Source organism: Nocardia sp. NPDC006044, from assembly GCF_042871115.1.
Lineage (GTDB): Bacteria > Actinomycetota > Actinomycetes > Mycobacteriales > Mycobacteriaceae > Nocardia.
This window is the reverse complement of sequence record NZ_JBIAID010000004.1, coordinates 37,080-55,685: the sequence shown is the minus strand read 5'-3', so window position 1 is coordinate 55,685 and position 18,606 is coordinate 37,080. Positions and strand designations below refer to the sequence as shown.

At 68.5% G+C, this 18,606-nt stretch carries 17 protein-coding genes; 3 read left to right on the top strand and 14 right to left on the bottom strand.

Going from position 1 to position 18,606, the window contains the following annotated elements; genetic code table 11:
- Positions 1-16: 16 nt before the first annotated feature.
- Positions 17-460 carry a response regulator gene (locus ACFYO1_RS31465; protein WP_387238877.1) on the top strand — a complete coding sequence of 148 codons (444 nt, stop codon included), beginning with the start codon at positions 17-19 and terminating at the stop codon, positions 458-460.
- 22 nt (positions 461-482) lie between these two features.
- On the opposite strand, the gene ACFYO1_RS31460 is transcribed toward ACFYO1_RS31465, so the two are convergent.
- The 10 genes from ACFYO1_RS31460 to ACFYO1_RS31415 form a co-directional block, all read right to left on the bottom strand.
- On the bottom strand, positions 483-851 hold the full coding sequence (locus ACFYO1_RS31460) for an STAS domain-containing protein (RefSeq protein ID WP_387238874.1): 369 nt from the start codon (positions 849-851) through the stop codon (positions 483-485).
- Between the two features lie 177 nt (positions 852-1,028).
- Positions 1,029-1,604: an alkaline shock response membrane anchor protein AmaP gene (locus ACFYO1_RS31455; RefSeq protein WP_387238871.1), complete on the bottom strand. Its 576-nt coding sequence runs from the start codon at positions 1,602-1,604 to the stop codon at positions 1,029-1,031.
- The gene (locus ACFYO1_RS31450; RefSeq protein ID WP_387238868.1) at positions 1,604-2,140 is read right to left on the bottom strand and encodes a DUF6286 domain-containing protein; all 537 of its coding nucleotides are present in this window, start codon (positions 2,138-2,140) and stop codon (positions 1,604-1,606) included. Before ACFYO1_RS31450 ends, ACFYO1_RS31455 begins: the two co-directional genes overlap by 1 nt.
- Positions 2,137-2,463: an Asp23/Gls24 family envelope stress response protein gene (locus ACFYO1_RS31445; protein WP_387238865.1), complete on the bottom strand. Its 327-nt coding sequence runs from the start codon at positions 2,461-2,463 to the stop codon at positions 2,137-2,139. Before ACFYO1_RS31445 ends, ACFYO1_RS31450 begins: the two co-directional genes overlap by 4 nt.
- The gene (locus ACFYO1_RS31440) at positions 2,460-2,648 is read right to left on the bottom strand and encodes a hypothetical protein (RefSeq protein ID WP_387238862.1); all 189 of its coding nucleotides are present in this window, start codon (positions 2,646-2,648) and stop codon (positions 2,460-2,462) included. The genes ACFYO1_RS31445 and ACFYO1_RS31440 overlap by 4 nt, the downstream gene beginning before the upstream one ends.
- On the bottom strand, positions 2,648-3,166 hold the full coding sequence (locus tag ACFYO1_RS31435) for an Asp23/Gls24 family envelope stress response protein (RefSeq protein ID WP_387238859.1): 519 nt from the start codon (positions 3,164-3,166) through the stop codon (positions 2,648-2,650). The genes ACFYO1_RS31440 and ACFYO1_RS31435 overlap by 1 nt, the downstream gene beginning before the upstream one ends.
- A 97-nt stretch (positions 3,167-3,263) precedes the next feature.
- Positions 3,264-3,581, bottom strand: a complete 318-nt coding sequence (locus ACFYO1_RS31430; protein WP_387238856.1) for a hypothetical protein — start codon at positions 3,579-3,581, stop codon at positions 3,264-3,266.
- The gene (locus tag ACFYO1_RS31425) at positions 3,578-3,955 is read right to left on the bottom strand and encodes an Asp23/Gls24 family envelope stress response protein (protein ID WP_387238853.1); all 378 of its coding nucleotides are present in this window, start codon (positions 3,953-3,955) and stop codon (positions 3,578-3,580) included. The genes ACFYO1_RS31430 and ACFYO1_RS31425 overlap by 4 nt, the downstream gene beginning before the upstream one ends.
- Positions 3,952-4,554 (bottom strand): Asp23/Gls24 family envelope stress response protein, encoded by a 603-nt coding sequence (locus ACFYO1_RS31420; RefSeq protein WP_387238850.1) that lies wholly within the window; start codon positions 4,552-4,554, stop codon positions 3,952-3,954. The genes ACFYO1_RS31425 and ACFYO1_RS31420 overlap by 4 nt, the downstream gene beginning before the upstream one ends.
- Entirely contained in the window at positions 4,545-5,111 is a 567-nt protein-coding gene (locus ACFYO1_RS31415) for an RNA polymerase sigma factor (protein WP_387238847.1), read from the bottom strand. Before ACFYO1_RS31415 ends, ACFYO1_RS31420 begins: the two co-directional genes overlap by 10 nt.
- 167 nt (positions 5,112-5,278) lie before the next feature.
- On the opposite strand from ACFYO1_RS31415, the gene ACFYO1_RS31410 reads away from it, so the two are divergent.
- Both ACFYO1_RS31410 and ACFYO1_RS31405 read left to right on the top strand, forming a co-directional pair.
- Positions 5,279-5,485, top strand: a complete 207-nt coding sequence (locus ACFYO1_RS31410; protein ID WP_387238844.1) for a CsbD family protein — start codon at positions 5,279-5,281, stop codon at positions 5,483-5,485.
- 63 nt (positions 5,486-5,548) lie between these two features.
- Entirely contained in the window at positions 5,549-5,746 is a 198-nt protein-coding gene (locus ACFYO1_RS31405; protein ID WP_387238841.1) for a hypothetical protein, read from the top strand.
- A 4-nt stretch (positions 5,747-5,750) separates the two neighbouring features.
- Here ACFYO1_RS31405 and ACFYO1_RS31400 read toward each other — a convergent pair whose 3' ends face one another.
- Genes ACFYO1_RS31400 through ACFYO1_RS31385 form a run of 4 tightly spaced genes read right to left on the bottom strand, consistent with a single transcriptional unit; the run spans position 5,751 to position 18,535 of the window.
- Positions 5,751-6,890 carry a Kelch repeat-containing protein gene (locus ACFYO1_RS31400; protein WP_387238839.1) on the bottom strand — a complete coding sequence of 380 codons (1,140 nt, stop codon included), beginning with the start codon at positions 6,888-6,890 and terminating at the stop codon, positions 5,751-5,753.
- Entirely contained in the window at positions 6,887-8,062 is a 1,176-nt protein-coding gene (locus ACFYO1_RS31395; protein ID WP_387238836.1) for a Kelch repeat-containing protein, read from the bottom strand. The genes ACFYO1_RS31400 and ACFYO1_RS31395 overlap by 4 nt, the downstream gene beginning before the upstream one ends.
- Positions 8,059-9,318 carry a Kelch repeat-containing protein gene (locus ACFYO1_RS31390; protein WP_387238833.1) on the bottom strand — a complete coding sequence of 420 codons (1,260 nt, stop codon included), beginning with the start codon at positions 9,316-9,318 and terminating at the stop codon, positions 8,059-8,061. Before ACFYO1_RS31390 ends, ACFYO1_RS31395 begins: the two co-directional genes overlap by 4 nt.
- Before the next feature lies 1 nt (position 9,319).
- Positions 9,320-18,535 (bottom strand): neuraminidase-like domain-containing protein, encoded by a 9,216-nt coding sequence (locus ACFYO1_RS31385; RefSeq protein ID WP_387238830.1) that lies wholly within the window; start codon positions 18,533-18,535, stop codon positions 9,320-9,322.
- Positions 18,536-18,606 lie beyond the last annotated feature (71 nt).

The following is an 18,606-nucleotide window of genomic DNA, read 5'->3' as shown; positions in this document are numbered from 1 at the left end:
ACACAGGAGATTCCTCTTGAGCATTCCCGGCCAGCCCATCGACATCCTCCTGGTGGAGGACGACCCCGGCGACGAGTTGATGACTCGGGAGGCCTTCGAGGACAACAAGATCGGCAACACCCTGCACGTCGCGCACGACGGCCAGGAGGCGCTGGATTTCCTGTACAAGCAGGGTGAGCACGCGGGTGCCCCGCGGCCGGATCTGATCCTGCTCGATCTCAATCTGCCCAGATACGACGGACGTCAGGTGCTGGAGCGGATCAAGGCGGATCCGGAGCTGGCGCACATTCCGGTGGTGGTGCTCACCACCTCGGCGGCGGAGGAAGACATCCTGCGCAGCTACAAGCTGCACGCGAACGCCTACGTGACGAAGCCGGTCGACCTGGATCAATTCGTCTCGGCGATAAAGCACATCGACGATTTCTTCGTCCAGGTCGTCCGGCTCCCCCGGCAGAACTGACCGCAGGCGCGCTGCCCCGGCCTCAGGCCGGGCGGCGCGGTTCTTCGACAGCCAGCGCTTCGTCCACGGTGTTGTGCACGCTGAGCAGCTTGTCCAGCCCGGTCACCTCGATCGGGCGACGCACCGGCGGCGAGGCCACCACGCGCACCTGGCCCGTCGGCAGCGACTCCGCGGCCACGAGCAGGACACTGAGTCCGGCGGAGCCGAAGAACTCCACCCGGGACAGGTCGATGACCAGCGTGCTCGGCTGATCCCGCAGCGCGTCGTCCACCGCGGCCTGGAATTGCGGCGCGGACGCCATGTCGATTTCCCCGTTGAGCGAGAGGATTCGCGCGGAATCCACCGAGCGCACGTCCGTGTCCAGGCTCTTCGCCTTTCCGTCCGCGCTCATCGAGCACTCTCCGAGCCCGCTACACCAAACCGGTTGCCTGGCATCGCCACTTCGCTACCTCCGACGCGTCGACCCTCCGCCCGCTCGAGCACGCGCGGAGATGATCCAACTGGCCAAACTACCGTAGGCCGTCCCCGATCGCCGCGCCCGCCTCGGCCTGCCGCGTGCGGATAAAAATCAGCGCACCCGGGCCGGGCGCCGGTCCTCGGCGAAGTCGAGCTCCAGGCTCACCGGAATGACCTCCACCTCCAGCGCCTCGCGCAGCCGGGTCACGGCGTGGCCCAGAATCCGGCGGCGTAGTTCGGCGACGTCGGCGGTCGGTTCCGCGGTGACCACCAGGTGCAGCTCGGGTGCGCTGCGGCCGCCGGACAACCAGGCCGAGGCACTGCGCACCCCCTCGTAGCTCTCGATGTCGGAGGCCACGGGCGCGGCGGCGACAGCCGAGTCCAGCACGGTGGTCCCGGCCCACTCGGTGCCGCCGGTGCGCCAGGTGACCGACTTGGGCATCCGGAACACCTGGGCCAGCAGCCAGCGCAGGCACAGTAGCCCGATCAGCACCGCCGCGGCGACCGCGGCCCACAGCACCCAGGTCGGCGGTGCGCCGGTGCCGGGGACGACGGCGTCGTCGGACCGCACCCAGCGCAGCCGCCCATAGTGCGCTGCGACGGCGAGCGCGCCCGCCGCGAGCAGCAGCCCGCCGGTCAGCCCGAGCACGGTCCGGTTCAACGCGGCCGGACGGGTGGTGCTACTCATCACGCCTCTCCTGTCTTCGGTCCGCGCAGCTTGGCCCGCACATGACGGACCCGCTGCGGGCCGATCTCCTGCACCCGGCGGGTGAGCGTTTCGCAGATCTCCTCGGGCAGGCCGTCCGTGCCGGTCCGTGCGGTGTGCGCGGAGACCTTGACCGCCTTGCGGCGCAAGCGGACGCGCGCGGAGCCGACGCCGTCCACCGAACCCGCGGCGCTGCGCAACGCGGTGCGCAGTCCGCCGCGGGTCACGCCGGCCGACATGCCGTCCTCGGCGCCGAGCGGCAACACGGCCGGCCGGCCGGGCCACAGCGCCAGCGCGAGCAGCCCGGCGCCGAACACGATCGCCCCGATGCCCACGGCAAGCACCGGCGTGTCGTGCCAGGTCATGCCGTGCAGGTCGGCCGCGACGCTGTCGTAGGAGACGAATTCGTGCGCGCCGACCAAGCGCTGGACCAGTGACACCGCCACCGCGACGCAGACCGCGAGCAGCAGCACCGCGACGACGATCGCCGGACCCGCCCGGCGCGGCCTGCGGATCATCGGACTCTCCTTCCGCCGCCGGCGGTTTCGGTGCTCAGCTCGGTGACCTCGATGTCGATTCCGCTCACCGCGAGCCCGGTCAGCTCGCTGGTGCGGCGGGCCAGGTGGGCGCGGCACGCCTCGGTCACCCGGCCCACCGGCGACGGATACAGAATCGGCACTCGCACGTCCAGCGCGGTCCGATTGGCGAAAACCCTGGCCTCGACCCGGACATCGGCGCCGACGCCGGCCACCTCGCGCGCCGCCTGCGCGACGATCCGCTGGACCGCGCGCGGCGCCACCGTGGTGACGCCCGGATACTCGTCGGCGACGACGGCGGTCATCGCCTGCCCTTGCGCTGTGCCGACTGGAGCAGCCCGGCCAGGTCCAGCTCACCGTCGAGCCAGCGGCCGACCACCAGGCCGAGCACGGCGAACAGCAGCACGATGGTGAATGCGCCGAATCCGCCGAACGCACCGGCGAAGCCGAGCGCGAGGCCGACGGCGAGGCAAATCGCGGTGGCGTTCATTACTGCACCCGGCTGCTCTGCACCGGCTCGTCGTCGTCGCCGGGGATGTAGACGTCGTTGACGTTGATATTGACCTCGACCACGTCCAGCCCGGTCATCTGCTCGATCGCGTTGATCACGTTGCGGCGCACCGCGCGCGCCAATTCCGCGATGGCGACGCCGTATTCGACGACCAACTCCAGATCGACCGCGGCCTGGGTCTCCCCGACCTCGACCGAAACCCCTTGGCCGATACTGGCGGACGCGCCCGGGATGCGATCGCGGATGGCGCCGAACGCGCGAGCCGCGCCGCCACCCAGGTCGTGCACGCCGCGCACCTCGCGAGCCGCGAGCCCGGCCACCTTCTGCACGACGATGTCGGCGATGGAGGTGGTGCCCTGGTCGCTGGCCAGCTTGCTGTTCTTCGCGGCGGAGTCGCCGCCCCGGCTCGCCGCCGCCTTGGTGTCGGCGGGCGCCTTCGTGTCGGCGGGTGCCTTGGTGTCCGTGTTCTTGTCAGTGGTAGTCGTCGTGGTGCTCATAGCTCCTCCTGATTTCCCTTGCGGTACAGCGGACATCGGCTGTTCATCTGGATCGACACAGGATCCGGCCCGAACGTCACGGGCATGTCGGTGTGACCTAGGTAACCCCCTCGCCGCCGAAGGCTCCGGCATCGAGTTCGGCCACGACCAAGCGCAAACGGGCATCGGACCAGTCGGTGCCGGCCAGGGCGGCACGCAGTGCGGCCGTTGCCTTTTCCAGCAGCGGCGCCAACGGCAGCTCGGCCACCACGACCCGTACCTCGATCCGGCCCGGTCCGACATCGACCGCGAATCCTCTTGCATCCCAGGGCCACCAGGCCGGGCTCTCCGCGCCCAGGGGCGTCGCGGGGCGAATACCGTCGATCGTGTCCAGCGCGCCCAGGATCACGGCGATAACGTCGCTGGGAGAAGTCACTGGCGCTCCGGCTCGATATCGAGAATGGTCACCGACACCTCGTCGACCGTCTGCCCGGTCTGTTCCAACACCACCCGCGAAACCTCCTGTTGCACCGCGTGACCGATCACCGCAGCGGGGCGTTCGGCCGAAATCACCACGTCCACTTGCACACTCAGCGCGCCCCCGGCGCTGCGCCGCACCCGCACACCCTCCGACGCGGCGGGATCGGTGTTGGTCAGGCGTTGCTTGCCGACCCGCACCAGCGACGAGACCAGCCCGCGCACACCGGGTTCCAGCCGGACCACGCCCGGCGTCGCCAGCGCCGCCCGCGCGGCCACCGCGGCGACGACCGGGGCCTCGATCCGCACCTCGGAAACAGCATCGGTCGTCATCGCCGCGGGCCCCCCGTTTCGTCGTCCTGGTAGATGTCCGCGACCACCAGATCCAGCGTCTCCAGCACCAACCCAACCTGGGCGGCGAGCGCGGCGGTGACCCGTTCGCGTACCACCGGCAGCGCGTCGCCGACGGTGGTGTGGCCGAATCGGATGGCGACCGACAGCTCGACCGCGACCACGGTCTCCCCGTCCATGCCCATCCCGACCCGGCGCACCCGGCACTGCCTGGCGCGTACGCCGGGCACCGAGTCGGCGGCATAGCGCAGCACCGTCGCGACGGCTTGTTCGCTCACCTCGACCGTGCCCGGCGCGGGGGTCGGGAGAATCAGGGTCCGGCCGCGCCGGGCCTCGGCGCGCACCGCGGACATGATGCGCCCGGTCAGATCGGGTGGCGCCGGATCCGGTTCGTCGATCAGTTCCTTGGTCGCCGCGCGCAGCGCGAGCAGGCTGTCGCGGGCGGCCCGGCAGTGCGGGCAGGTCTTCTCGTGTTCGTCGCCGAGACCGGCCTCGACCGCGTCGAGCCGATCCCAGACCTGTTCGATCTCCCGGCCGCAGGGCAGCCGGTAATCCTGTTCTGTCGTGCCGTTCACCGCCATGGTTTCATCACCTCGGACAAGTGGGCTCGCGCGCGGGCAATCCGGCCGCGCACCGCCGTCGTATTCACTTCGACGATGTCGCCGATCTCCTCGTAGGTCAGCCCGTGCACCTCGCGCAACAGCCAACAGGCGCGTTGTTCGGGCGTGAGCAGCTGTAGCGCCGCGTTCAGCGCTTCCAATTGCGTGCTCACCTGCACCGCATGCTCGGGCTGGGTGTCCGAGCGGGGTGATTCGGTGGTCTCCGGGTCGACCTCGACCGTAGGCCTGCGGGCCCGGATAACGTTCAAGCAGCGATTGGTCGTCATGCGGTAGAGCCAGCCGACGAACGCGGCGTCCTCGTTGAGCTGCGGGAGGCGACGCCACGCACCGAGAAAGACCTCCTGGACGACATCTTCGGCGTCGGAGCGGTCGGCGAGCATCTTGACCGCGAGCCGGAACATCCGGTCCTGATAGCGCAGCACTAACTGCTCATAGGACCGCATATCGCCGTCACGCGCCCTGCTCACCAGGGTTGCATCGTCGGGCGCGGTCTCGGTAACCGTCTCTGTCGTGGTCACAGCACCTCCTCCACCGCTCTTCAGTCAGACACCGGGGATTGGAAACCGTCACGGCCAGTATGACGTGATCGTTGTCTCATTGGTTGCTGCGTGCGCTTTGCCGAGCCGCCGTGTCAATAGGACGTGTGCATCCATCCCGGATGTGCCGCGACACAGCGGAGGTTTCGATGTCTCTGAGCGACAAGATCGGCAACAAGGTCGACGAGTTCGGCGGCAAGGCCAAGGAGGCCGCGGGCAACGCCACCGGTGACGACGATCTGCGCGCCGAGGGCAAGGCAGACCAGGTCGAGGCGGCCGTCAAGGGCGCGGTGGAGAACGTGAAGGACGCTATCGGCGACGCGGTGGACAAAGCGAAGAACGCGTTGGGCAAGTAGCCCACGCGTGCGGTGTGCGGCCGCGTGTACGGCCGCACACCGACCCGTTCGAACAGGGGTGTTATGACAGTGATCAATCATCGACCGACCAGGATCGCCGGCCTCGAGCCGGGGTCCGCCCTGCTCGCCGTGGCCGTCTGCCTGGCGTTGACCATCGGCGTCGCCGCGATGACGCAGTCCGTGGTCGCGACCGTGGCGGCCGGAGTGAGCATCGTGGCCGGGCTGGCGCTGGTGCTGGCCATTCTGCCGAGCAAGGCTTGACGGACTACGGGGTGTAGATCTCCGTCGAGGCCGGCAGATCGTCCCCACCGCTACCGCCCGCGGCGAGCACTCGGCCGTCGGTCAGCAGGGTGGCGGCGAAATCCATGCGGCCGTAGGACATCGGTCCCACCGCGCTCCAGGTGTCGGCGTACGGGTCGTACAGCGACGTGGCGAGGAACTTGGCGAACAGATACTGCTCGTCTCCGCCGCCGAACACGAGCACCTTTCCGGACTTCATCGTGATCGCGTGAAACCGGTCCCGGCCGAACGGCATTCGCGCCGCGGGCGCCCAGCGATCGGTCACCGGATACCACCGCTCGGTGGTGTTCAGCGAATGCGTGTCGTACACCGGACCCGGCACCCAGCCGTGGGCGGCGCCGCCGAGCGCCAGTACGCTGCCGTCGGGTAGCAGCACCGCCCGGTGGGACAGCCGAGGTATCGCCAAAGAGCCGGTCGCGCTCCACTTTCCGGTTGCCGGATCGAAGATCTCGCAGAATGCGGTCGGCGCGACGTCCTCGTGCCCGAGCACCGCGCCCCCGCCGACCACCAGCACCCGGCCGTCCGCGAGCAGCACCGCCTGGTGCGAGGTTCGTTCGTCGGCCATCGGCTCGGTCGGCGCCCAGGTGTCGGTCCGCGGGTCGTACAGCTCGGCCGAATTGACCGACCCGACATCGTTGGTGCCCACCCGTGGTTTCACGCCACCCGCCACCAGCACTCTGCCGTCCGGAAGCAGTGTGGCACTGTGCATGCTGCGCGGCACGGTCATACTCGTCCGGGTCGGCGTCCACTTCTTGGTCTTCGGATCGAAACGCTCGGCCGCGGCGAGGATGTCGAACGGCTGCCGGTACGGGCCGGAGATGCCGCCCGCCACCAGTACCGTTCCGTCCGCCAATCGAGTCACCGAGTGCAGCCGGCGGCCGAGGGTCATCGGCGTCGACGCCGACCAGCTCGTGGTGACCGGGTCGAACAGCGCGGTCGCGGCGACCGCGGCGAACGTCGCGTCGGCACCGCCCGCCAGCAACGCGGCGCCGCCGTCCAAAGCGACTAGGGCATAGTCGTTTTCGAAGGCTCGGCTGCCCTCGGGCAGGTCCGAGGCATAGCTCCACACGGCCGTCCGGACCGGCGGACTGTCGAGTGCGGTCACTGTTGTCCCTCCGAAGGCGTGTAGATCTCGGTGCTCGCGGTGAGCCGCCAATTGCTCGACGACCCGTCGAGGTGGTCGACCCCGCCGGTGACCAGCACCCGGCCGTCGGCCAGGGCCAGCGCGCCGAATGCCCAACGGCCCGTGGCTAGTCCGGCCGCAGGCTGCCACGATTTGGTCTCCGGGTCGTAGATCGCGGTGCTGCGCAGGCCGGTGGACACGTTCGTCGCGTTGGCGCCGCCGATGGCGAGCACCCGGCCGTCCCGCAACCGGACGGCGCGGTGATACAAACGGGCACAGGACAAGTCGGCGTCGCGGGTCCAGGTTCCGGTGCGCGGGTTGTAGCGTTCGGTGGTCCAATCGCTGCCGGAGTTGAACACCCAGCCCGCCACCCAGCCGGGCCAGCCGCCGCCGGTGACCAGCACGGTGCCGTCGAGCAGCACCGTGGCGGTGCCGTCGAATCGCGGCCGGGTCGTGCTGCCGGTGGGCGTCCACTCCCCCGTCGCCGGATCGAAGATCTCGCAGAAGGCGAGGTCGGTGTAGGTGCCGGAGCCGACGTCCGCGGTGCCGCCGATGACCAGCACGCGGCCGTCGTGCAGCAGCACCGCCTGGTGCACCGATCGAGCGTCGTTCATCGGCTCGATCGCGGTCCACGTCTTGGCGTCGGGGTCGTAGATCTCCGCGGTCGCGGTGGTGCCGGAAGTACCGGACCGGTCCGCGTATCCGCCGGCCACCAGGACGCGCCCGTCGGCGAGCAAGGTGGCCGAGTGCGCGGCGCGGCCCACACTCATCGAGCCGGCCGGCACCCATTTTCCGGACATCGGCTCGAACCGTTCGGCCGTCGCCAGACCCGCGGGCGAGGTCTGCGGCGTCGGCAGGCCACCGGCGGCCAGCACCGTGCCGTCGGGCAGCCTGGTCAGCGTGTGCCCGCTGCGCCCGTCGGTCAACGGGCCGGTGGCCGTCCAGGTCTCTGAGCCGGGATCGAATACGGCGCAGGCGGAGACGGATCCGAAGTTCGCGTCCTGTCCGCCCGCGATCAGGACACGACCGTCCTGCAGCTGCACCGGATTGTCGCCCATGCCTTGCCAATTCACCGCCAGGGCAAGGTCTTTCCCGGACCTCCAGGATCCGGCCGCCATCGGGGTCGCGAACTCCGTTGTACTGAGCGCGGTCACGGCGTGTACACCTCCGCGGTCGCGGTCAGCGCGCTCTCGCCGAAAACCGGTGCCGCCGCGCCGGACCGGCTGATCCCGCCCGCGACGAACACCTGGTCGTCGGGCAGCAGGACCGCCGCCATCGCCCAGCGTCCGACTGCCATGTTCGCGGCGATCGTCCAGGTGCCCGCGGCCCCGGCCACACCGGGCGTGTAGAGGATCGTGTCGGAATAGCCCGCGTCGAAGACGCCGCTGTCGGTGCCGCCGATCACCAGCACCTTGCCCGAAGCAGGCAGGGCCACCGCCCGATGCTGGCTCACGCCCCACGGCATGTCCGTGTCGGCCGTCCAGGTGCCGACGCCGTTCGCGTCGAGCCGGAACCGCTCACAGGATTTGAGGCTGTACGGATCGATGATCGAACTGTACGAGTGGGTGACCACGTCGCCGCCGGTCACCAGTACCGAGCCGTCTTTCAACGCGGTCGCCTGGTGTCCCTTCCGTGGCGTGCGCAAACTGGCGGTCGGCGCCCACGTCCCCTTGTCCGGAGTCACTCCTGGAGTGAAGATCTCGCAGTAGCCCAGCGCCGCGTACTGCCCGCGGCCGATGGTGATGACCCCGCCGATCACCAGCACCTTGCCGCCGGTCAGCGCAATCGCGGTGTGCCCGAACCGGATATCGGTCATCGGCTTGACCGTCGTCCAGGTATTCGTTGCTGGGTTGTAGATTTCGGCCGAGCGCAGTGCGCGATTGGTGTCCGCCGAGCGCGCGGAGCAGCCGCCCGCCACCAGCACCGAGCCATCGGCGAGCAGCGTGGCCGAATGCGAGAACCGCGGTTCGTTCATGGCCGCGACCGGTCGCCACGCGCCGCCGCCCACGGCCGGATCGAACAACTCCACCGAATTGATGCCGCGGGCCGGCGTCGTGGCCGCCCCGGTCACCCCGCCGGTGACCAGGACCTTGCCGTCCTGGAGCTTGGTGACGGTGTGCAGCCTGCGCGGGGTCTGCATCGGGCCGGCGATCGGTGTGCTGATTCCGCTGGGCAGGTCGTAGACCAGCGAGGCGGACAACGCGGTGCGGCGGCCGTCCTCGCCGCCGACCAGCAACACCCGTCCGTCGTTGAGCCGGATGGCCGTGTCGTTCGGTTCCGCCCAGCCGGCGGCCTGCGGCAGGGTGCCGGGCAGCGTTCGCCAGGCGCCAGGCACCGCCGCAGCGACCCGATCGAGTTGTGGGTCGGCGGGTATCGGCCGCAGCCGCAAGGGATCCGGATGAATTCTCATGTCAGTTCTGTCCTTTCTTCAGGGCGAACGGGCACACCAGGAGCAGGTCGAGCACCGCATCCGGATTGAGCCGTCGATCGGGGTCGAGCAATTTCGGGCTGAGCCCGGCGAGGGCCACGGTGACGACCCAGTCCCGGCCCGCGTCGGTCACCTCGACGTCTTTGATGTTCGGGAAGGCGGCGCGCGGCTGACCGCCCAGCGTCGGATCGGCCTTCAACTCGGCGGGCGGCTGCGGGGTGCCGTCCACCGTGGTGTGCAGCGCGGACTCGCCGTACCAGTCGACGTAGCGTTTCGTGCCGTCCGGATCGAGATCCTGGGAGAGCACCAGGACGAGTTCGGGTTTCGAGACGGCGTAGCGGTGGTCCCGGAACAACTGGGGGAAGCGTGATTTCGACAACGCGAAGGTGAGGGTGCCGGTGCCGTCGGCCGGCGTGGCGAGGAACTTCTGCCACTGGTCGGCGAATTCGCGCCGGGCGCTGAACACCCGCACCGGCCCGCTGCCGCCCCCGCCGCGGATCCACTGGTCCAGCGCCTTCTTCATCTCCCCGACCGCGGCGTCGCCGAGGGTGTTGCCGCCGTCGCGCGCGGTGTAGCGCAGGTGCAGCACGACGTCGGTGATCGTCTCGTAGTCGAACTGCCGGAAATCGCCGGGCAGCGACAACTTCCACTGGCTGATCGCGCCGAGACCCTCGAACGGCAGGAACCGATCGTCGCGCAGGTTGGTCTCGAACAGACCCGAGTCGTCCTGCCCGGTGCTGGTCACGATCGATTCGATCGGACCGGAGTGGTCGCGGAACCTGGTGTCCAGTGGCGTCTTTCGCAGGTAGGCGCCGTCCGGCAGCCGCGAGTCGACCCGGACGCTGCTGTTGGTCAGGGTCGCGGTGAGGTTCACCGCCGAATACGGTCCGGCGACACACGGCACCGTGATGCTCAGGCTCTTGATCCGCCGGAAGTAGTGCCCCGGCGTATCGAGATCGAACAGCGCCTCCGGCAGCGACACGTAGCAGACCCCGGTCTCCTTCAGTCGCAGCAGTGCCTTGGCATCCAACTGCGCCAGCGAGATCCGCTTGGTCAGCTCGAACTCGCGCGCGTTCGCGTCGAGATAGGCCGCGTCCATCCGGTTGAGATCGGCGCTGAGCTGCTCACCCGAGAGCAGCCCCTTGTGCAGGCTGTCCCAGTAGCCGAAATTGACGAAACCCGTGTCCTCGACGCCCAATTCGTGCCGGTAAGCGCGTTCGGCGCGCTTGGCCACGTCGTAGGCGAGCTGGTAGGCCTGGAAGAAGCTGGTGGCCAGCCGCCCGACCATCCAGTCGTAGAGTTCCTGATTGGTGAACTTGTCGTGCAGGAACTTGTCCGCCTCGGTGGCATTGGCGATCTCCAGGTCGTTGTTGTCCCGCTCGGAGGTCGCGATATTCAGCCGCGAATAGGCCGCGAAGAGCTGCTGCTTGGCCTGCTCGATCTCGATCCTGGCCTGGCCCGCTTGGAAATCCCAGTCGTCCTGGCGGCGGCTGTAGCCGCCGATCGTCGCGGCCAGCGCGCCCGCGCCGTTGAGCACGGTGGCCACCTCGCCGAGCGAATTCGCCAGGTTCTGCAGCGAATTCGACACGTTGCTGCCGCCATAGGTGGCGCCGACGGTGGTCGGGAAGCCGACCTTGAAATCCGGCAGGTGCGAGGTCGCGCTGCCCGCCATGTGGATGCCGGCGGCCACCGACTGCGCCACCAGTGCGCCGCCGGCGAGCACCGTATGGGTGATCTCGAAGCCGTTCATGAAGTCCCGGCTCGAGTAGTAGTCGAGCTTGCCCTGTGCCAGCGCGAGCGCCTGGTCTGCCGCCTGCACCGCGTCCTCGGCCTCGGTGATCTGTTCCTTCTTCACTCGGCTCACCGCTTTGAGCATGGCCTTCTCGTGCCGCGACCGCAGACGCGACAGCGCCTCGCCGTCCCGCTTCTCCAACGCGCTCAGCAGCGCGTTGCCGAACGCGGTGACCTCCGCCGCGAGTTCCTTCGCCTTGGCCAGCATCAGCGCGAACCGGTAGTGCGGCAGCGGCGCACTGATGTCGTCGAGCACCGCGGACAGCTCGAGCCCGGAGGCGTAGGCCCGGACCAGCAGGCTCGGATCGATGACGGCGCCGAACGCCGCCAGTTGCCTGGCCCGGCCGTCGATATCGCGGCCGCTGCGGATCTTGCCCAGCCGGTCCGCGACGAGATCCCAATAGCCGAGCAGCTTTTCGTTGCGCGGGATACGGAAGTAGTCGAACCACGCCGGGCCGACGCCGACGGTGATCTGCGGTGTCGCCGAGGTCTGCGGGTCAGCGCCGACCAGATGCTCGGCCAGCACGACCGGGCTCGGCGCCGGCGACGGCCCGGCCAGGTCGCGGAAGCTGCGCGCGGCGCCGGGCGTCGGGTCGAACACCTCCTCCGGCCGGCGGCCGAGCAGTTCGGCGGCCAGAATGTAGAGCTGGAGCGCCTGATTGATCGATTCGCCGGTGTCCTGGCGGAACAGCTGGTCACCCCAGGCGATCAGGTTGTCGAGGTACTTCATCACCACGGCCTTCTGATAGGCGGTAGTGCGCAGCCGCGCGACGACGTCGGGCTGGAACGGATTCGCCAGCCAGGCATCCACTTTGGCCTGCTCGGATGTATCGCCGGTGGCGAGCCTGCGCAGCACCTCCTCGATGCGCTGCTGGTAGTAGCTGCCGGATTGACTCTCGTCCTTCGAGGTGAGATAGAACGGCTTGGTGTGCCAAAAACGCTGCGGCGAGGACAGGGCCGAGCGATCGGTTGGATCGAAGATGCGATGGAACCAGCGTTGCGACTCGGCGAAGCGCTGATTGGTCATCAGCCGTTCGGCCAGCAGCAGCGGGACGTCGAAGAACAACTCCCAGTTGTATTGCGAATAGCCGCCTGCCGCAGTGAAATCCATGTCTTCGCCCGGATAGGGCTTGACCACCGAGGCGGAGTCCGGCTCGTATTCCGTCTCGAATTCGAACGTCCCCGCCGCGCGGGCGTCGATCAGCTGGATCTCGCGGGACAGCATCGCGTCGAGGCCACGGAATTTCAGGCTGGACAGCAGCGTCTCGACATACGGGTGGTAGAAGTTCGAGAACCGGGTCGCCGCAAGCACACTCGCGTCGGCGTCCAGGAACTCGGCCACGTAACTGCGCAGGCCATCGGAGATGAAGGCGAAGAAATCGCGCCAGTCCGTTCCCGGCTTCGACTGGTAGTAGACCTGATAGAAGTAGCCGCCGAGGTGGTGCAGTAGCGGAAAGAATCCACCGACCTCGTGCCCGCTCGCGTGGTGTCGTATGTTCGGCAGATAGAGCAGCGAGCTGTGGCCGGTGAACTCGTTGTTGGTCGGTTCCGATTGATAGGGGCTCTTGATCAGGCGGGCCTTGGCCTCCATCTCCTCGTCGGGATCGACCGGATTGCCGTTGTCGTCGACCTGATACCCATAGCCGCCGAGCGGAAGTATCCGGACCATCCCCTGCTTGGCGTTCAGCGTGAAGTATCCGGAGAAAACAGCCTTGTACTTGATCGAATTGGAGTCGGTGTAGGACACCAGTTTGTTGTAGGTCGCCGACACGGTCAGGCTGCTGCGTCCGGGGAACGCCTCGAAATAGTAGGCGGCGGTGTTGGACTGATCGAAGTCGGTCACGATGTCACCGACGTGCGGGTACTTGGTCGAGATGGTCTCCTCGGCAACGCGTTTCGCCTGCCAGCCACTCTCGGTGAGCTTGCTCCAGTTCAGGTGGATGTTCCAGTATTTGTCCGCGGGCCGCATGACGTTGCCGTCGGTATCGTCGGGCAGTTTCCGCACCGACCTGGAATCGGCGGCGGGGGTGAACGTCGGCCAGAAGATGTAGAGCTGGTCGTTCCACACCGTCGGAATCAGCGAGTCGCTGCCGATATCGAGATCGATCTTCTCCCATGCGGTCCAGTAGGCCCGGTTGACCCAAGTCCGGTAGTAGTACGTGCGCGGTGTCGAATCGGTGCGCGCGAACACATAGGTGAGGCCGCGATTCTTGTCGACGTAGATGCCGCACGGATGTATCCGGGCCACCTCGTCCAGGCGTTCGAGATAGTGGTGCGCTGCGGCCGCTGCGCTGTCGTCGGTCAGTTCCTTTTGCGTCAGCTCGTTTTCCAGCTCGGTGAAGAACGGCGTTTTGTCCCGGCGCAGGTCCGGCTCGAAGTAGTTCTCCGGGTACAGGAAGACCTTCTGGTTGGCCTCCCAGAGCCGGAACTGCTTCATCCACTCCCACTGTTCCCACAGGCTGGTGTCGGCGGTGTGCACCTGCGGCTCGAGATTCAGCAGGCAACGCTGGACGAACAACTGGATGCTGTAGATGGCCTGCGCCATCCGGGTGGTCTGCTGGGTCGCGCCCATCTCGACGTCGATCAGCAGGTAGTCGTGCAGGCCGTTGGCGTCGGTCCAGACCGGCAGGGTGATCCGGTCGGAGGCGTAGAGCGGGTTGGCGACGAGGTAGGACACCAGCGCGGCGCGTTGCCGTTCCCGGATCGCGTCCTGCATCGGCGCCGCGACCGCTGCCCAATCTGCCAGTGCGTGTTCGGCTTTCGCCGCCTGCCAGGCGGCGTCGGCCGCCGCCGGCGTGACCGCGGTGTGGATCCACAGGTCGAGGCGGTCGGCGAGCACGCCGAGGCGCGACAGCAGCCGCACGCCTTCGAGCACTCTGCGCATGGCCCCGACGTCGAGGAAGCGCGCCGCGGTGGACAGACCGAGCAGAGCCGTCAGGGTGGCGAGATCCGCTGCGTTCCAGCCGGTCCGGGTAGCCAGCTGCGCAGTCACGTCCGCGGGTGTCGCGTCCGGGCGGCCGGCCTCGGCGAAGACGTGGTCCAGGGTGGCGATCCCACCGGGAAGCGCGACGCGCAGCCGCGCGAGGTCCAGCAGTCGAATGAACTTGGCGAACAACGGCGCCGGGCCGACGATCCGTTCCGGCGGCAGCTCGTTCAGGTCGGCCCAGCCGGCTCGGCCGGCGTAACCGAAGACGAACGGCAGCTCGTCCGCGCCGAGCCGCAATCGTGAAACCACCAGCGCCACCCGATAGATCCGGCTGAGCGTGCTGAACTGCAGCCCGAACGCGCCCCGGGTGACCGGGACGGCGGGGTCGCTGCTCACGAACTCTGGTGCCAGGAAGTCGTTCAGCACAACGGAACCCGCGACCGAGCGCAGCAGCGTGCCGAACAACACGTCGGCGGTGGCCGGGTCGAGTTCGGCGGCCTGGCCGAGCCGCTGTTTGACGGTGATCTCGCTCAGCGTGGTGCGCAGCAGCGGATTGAGCAGGCCGAGCACGACCCGGAATCGATCGCCGGGAACCGTCTTGTCGTCCTTGAAGAAGGTGTCCGCAACCGCGGCGTCGAGGAACTTGTTCGGGCCGACGATATCGGCTTCCTGCACGCGCAGCAGGGTTTTCACCGCGCCGTCGAGGGCCGCGCCGGAGGGTGCGCCGGTCAACGCCTCGGCCTCGGCTTCACTCAGGTAGCCGCGGCATTTCAGCATGTGATCGTTGATGTCGTAGAACACCTTGCCGATCAACGCCTTCGGCAGCTGATAGTCGGCGGGCATCGTCGGCTGGCTCGCCGCGAACACCGGGATGCGGCGCGCCTTCATCCGGGTCGCGACGAAACGCCGCGGCGCAGCGCACAACTCGTCGATGGCCGCCTGATATTCGGCGCCGTTGTACACCTTCTTCAACAGGGTCTGCTGGCTGTCGGTCATCGCGCCGGTGAAGAGCAGCTGCTGGTCGGCGGCGCTGTAGCGGATCGGGAGCTTGGGCGGGAACACCTTGTCCTCGGGCAGCTCGGTCAGTTTCGCCGCGTAGGTGACGGTGCCGAGCAAGGTCGAGACCGCCTGTTGTGCCAGCGCCGGGTCCCAGCCGAGCAGGGTCAGATGCTTGCGGGTCAGCTCGCCGCGCTCGTCGAGGGTCTGCCCGGTCTGCTGGTAGACCGTCTGCAGCGCGGCCCGCAGCGCGGTCAGCGTGGCCGCCAGCGCGGCATCGCCGGGAACGACCGTGCCCTGGGGCGACAGCGTCGCGGTGAGTACCGCGTCCACCTCCTCGACCGTCAGCTCCGCGTCCTTCAGCGCATCGACGGCATCCAGAAACCGTTCGGTGACCACGGTTTGGGCATAGACCGGCGGCAACGGCGCGGTGTCGAGCCGTCCGGGCGGCAGCAACCGCGCGCCACCCGCGACCTCGCCCTCCATCCCGTCCGCGTACGCGGGCAAGACCGCGGGCATCCGCTGCAGCAGCGGCGCGCCCGCGGCGACCTCGTTCTCCACCACCGCGCGAGTGAACACGCTCGCCAGGGCGGGAAAGGGGCCACCGTCGCCGGACAACTCGATGAGCCGCAGCAGGTCCGGGATAGGCAGCGTGAGCGCTCGGGCCAGGGTGACGGTGCGGACCAGCGCCGACAGGTTGGCCAGATCGAGGATCCGGTTGGGTGTCACCGCGCGCGACCCGGTGGTCAGCACGGCGAGATCGGCATCGCTCACCTGCAGCACCGCGAGCAGGGCCGCGGTGATCACCGGGTCGGTCAGACTGCCGAGGACCGAGAGTTCGGTGCGATCGGCGCGCAGCGCGAACGGATTTCGCGCGCCCGGCTGGGTGCTGACCACGGACGGGTCCAGGAACAACCGGTCGTACAGCGGCGCCTCGGTGTCGGCGCGGTAGCCGAAGGTTTCGACGGTGTTGTAGAACGTCAGTACCTGTTCGATCGAAAGATTCAGGCGCACGGCGAGTTTGCGGACGGCGGCGATGGTGCGCAAGGTCTGGCGGTCGAGTTCGCCCCGGCTGTTGCAGCCGATGATCACCCGGTCCAGGAGGTGCGCCGACCAACCGAGCACGCGTTGCAGGCGCACGAACCGGTGCAGGCGGTCGAGCGCGGGCAGATCCAGCCCGACGACGGTCATTCGCGTTGTGTCGTAGGGAGAGCGGAGATCGGCCTTGATCGAGATGAGGCCGCCCGGGTTCACGAAGCGGGTGTCGAGCAGCCGAGTCAGCTCCGAGTAGCGCAGTGAGCCCGCGTCCAACAGGGTTCGGACATTGCGCAGCACGCCGACGAGGTCCGTGTCGGCGGGCTTGCCGTAGAACTCCGCGAGCGTCCGGTCGGGTGTGAGCGGTTCGCCCGCGATGATGCGCGCGGCGACCGTGCTGAGTCCGAGCCGCTCGTCGGTCAGCAGTGTCGGTGAATCCGCCGCCGCGCCCACCGTTTCCAGCAGCGCGATACGCGAGGCGCCGGCGTGTGCGAGATAGGCGTCGGTCTGCTCGCGGAACAGGTCGAACGGCAGGTCCCACGGATAGACGGCGACGCGCAGGACGTCGTACGCGCCGGGATTCACGTGCTGCGGCTGGATGCGCAGCGTCGCCTGGTCACCGCTGCTCTGCCGCAACTTGTCCGGAATCGCGGTGGCCGGCGCGACGATCGATTCCAGCAGTTCGTTGACGAGGTCGACGTACGGAACGCTGAGATCGGTGTTGTCGTCGGACAATTCGACGTCCCACAGATCCGGGCGGCGCGCGTAGAGCGCCTTGGCGACGGGGCCTTCGTTCGCCGGTGTGCCCGCCCCCAGTCGGCGTAGGTAATACAGCAGGTCGGCGAGGTAGGCGGGTTGGCCGTAGACGGAGCGTGACGCGGCGAAAGTGCCGTAGTCGGCGGAACCGAACAGTTCCTCCCAGTCCGGAATCGGCTGCGGCAGTTCGGTCGCGGCCGGGTCGGCCAGGCTCGGCAGCCAGGGCACGTCGAAGTGACCGACGGTGCGAAAGTCCGCGACCAGGTTCGCGGCGGCGGCATTGACCTGGGTCGCGCGCTCGTGCACGGCGTGCGCGGTTTCGGCATCGAGGGAGTCCGACACTGTGCGCACGAACAGATCGCGGCCGATCACCGCGACCGACTGCGCCGAGTCGAAGCCGTTGTCGCGCAACGCCTGCATGGCGTCGAAGTCACGGGTGATCTTGAAGGTGCGCTGGATCTCACCGAGCTCCGCGCGCGCGGGTTCGTCCGGCACCGTGTCGGCATTGACCGGGGTGCCGACGATATCGAAATCGGAGTTGGCGGCCAGGAATTGGGCCGCAGGCGTCTGTGCGTGCGCCGGGCGGACCGACATCTCGTGCGCCACATGCGCGGTCGGGTAGGCCTCGATGAACCGGCGGCGCAATTCGCGCGCATAGTCGGGCACCTGATCGGCAGCCGGGGCGGTCCTCGCCGATTCCGGTACGCCACCGGACTTTTCGATCAATTCGGACCAGGAGCCGTTGAGCCGTACCAGCTCCCGGGGATCGTGAAACTCGCCCGCGTCGAATCGGGCGAGCAACTCCGCGACCAGCGCCAGGTTGCCCGCGGTCAAACCGTGCAAACGAAAGGCGAGCCGAAGACGTTCGGCTTCCGGGCCCGCGACCGCGTCCTCGGCGAGTTCGCTCCAGAATTCCGGCAGGTCGGCGGACCGATCGAGGTAGGCGACGTAGCTGCGCTCGCGAACCGCGGGATCGGCGACGGCCGTGGCGATCAGCGCGCCCACCGCGTCCGGGATCTCGGCCTCCGGATTCACCGCGTCCGAGACCTGCCGATCCCGCACCGCTTGCGCGAAATCCGCAGCGCCGTCGGCGGATTCGATGATCCCTGCGGCAGCGGCCGCCGTCACCGCGGCTTCGATGTCGACCGGCCGCTGACGACCGAGTGGACCCAGCTCGAACGGATCCGCTCGGCGCAGCGCACCATAGAACAACTCCACGGATCGGCCGGTGCCTGCGGCCTGCCGCTCGGCGGCCACCAGCGCCGCGATCGTCGCCCGATCCTGACCGGTGACCTGCGCCAGATGGGTGACGTCCGCCGCGCCGAGGCTGTCGAGAGCTACACCGTCCAAAAGCGGTGTGACACGGTCGATCACGGTGCGGTATTCGGTCCGCGGCTCGCCGGGCACGCGCAGATCGACGGTCGCCGTGGCAGACCCGTTGGGCTGATGCGTGGTCTCGATGGCGGGCCTGCCGTCGAGGGCGGCCCGGACGACCAACACCGCGCGCCGCGAGTCCGCGTCGAGGTCGACGCGGTACCGGCCGTCGGGCGCGGTAATCCCCTCGCCGAGCGGCGTTTCCGAGCGCAGGCGGCGCTCCGCCACGGTGACCACGGCCCCCGCGATCGGATTGCCATCGGGGTCCTCGACCGTTCCGACGACCGAGCTTTGCTGGGTGACAACCTCGTTGGCAGTCATTGATGTCCTTTGCGATATCAGATCTGGTGAATCGTCGGATGGTCTCGGCGGCGACGGGCGCTACGGCCGCG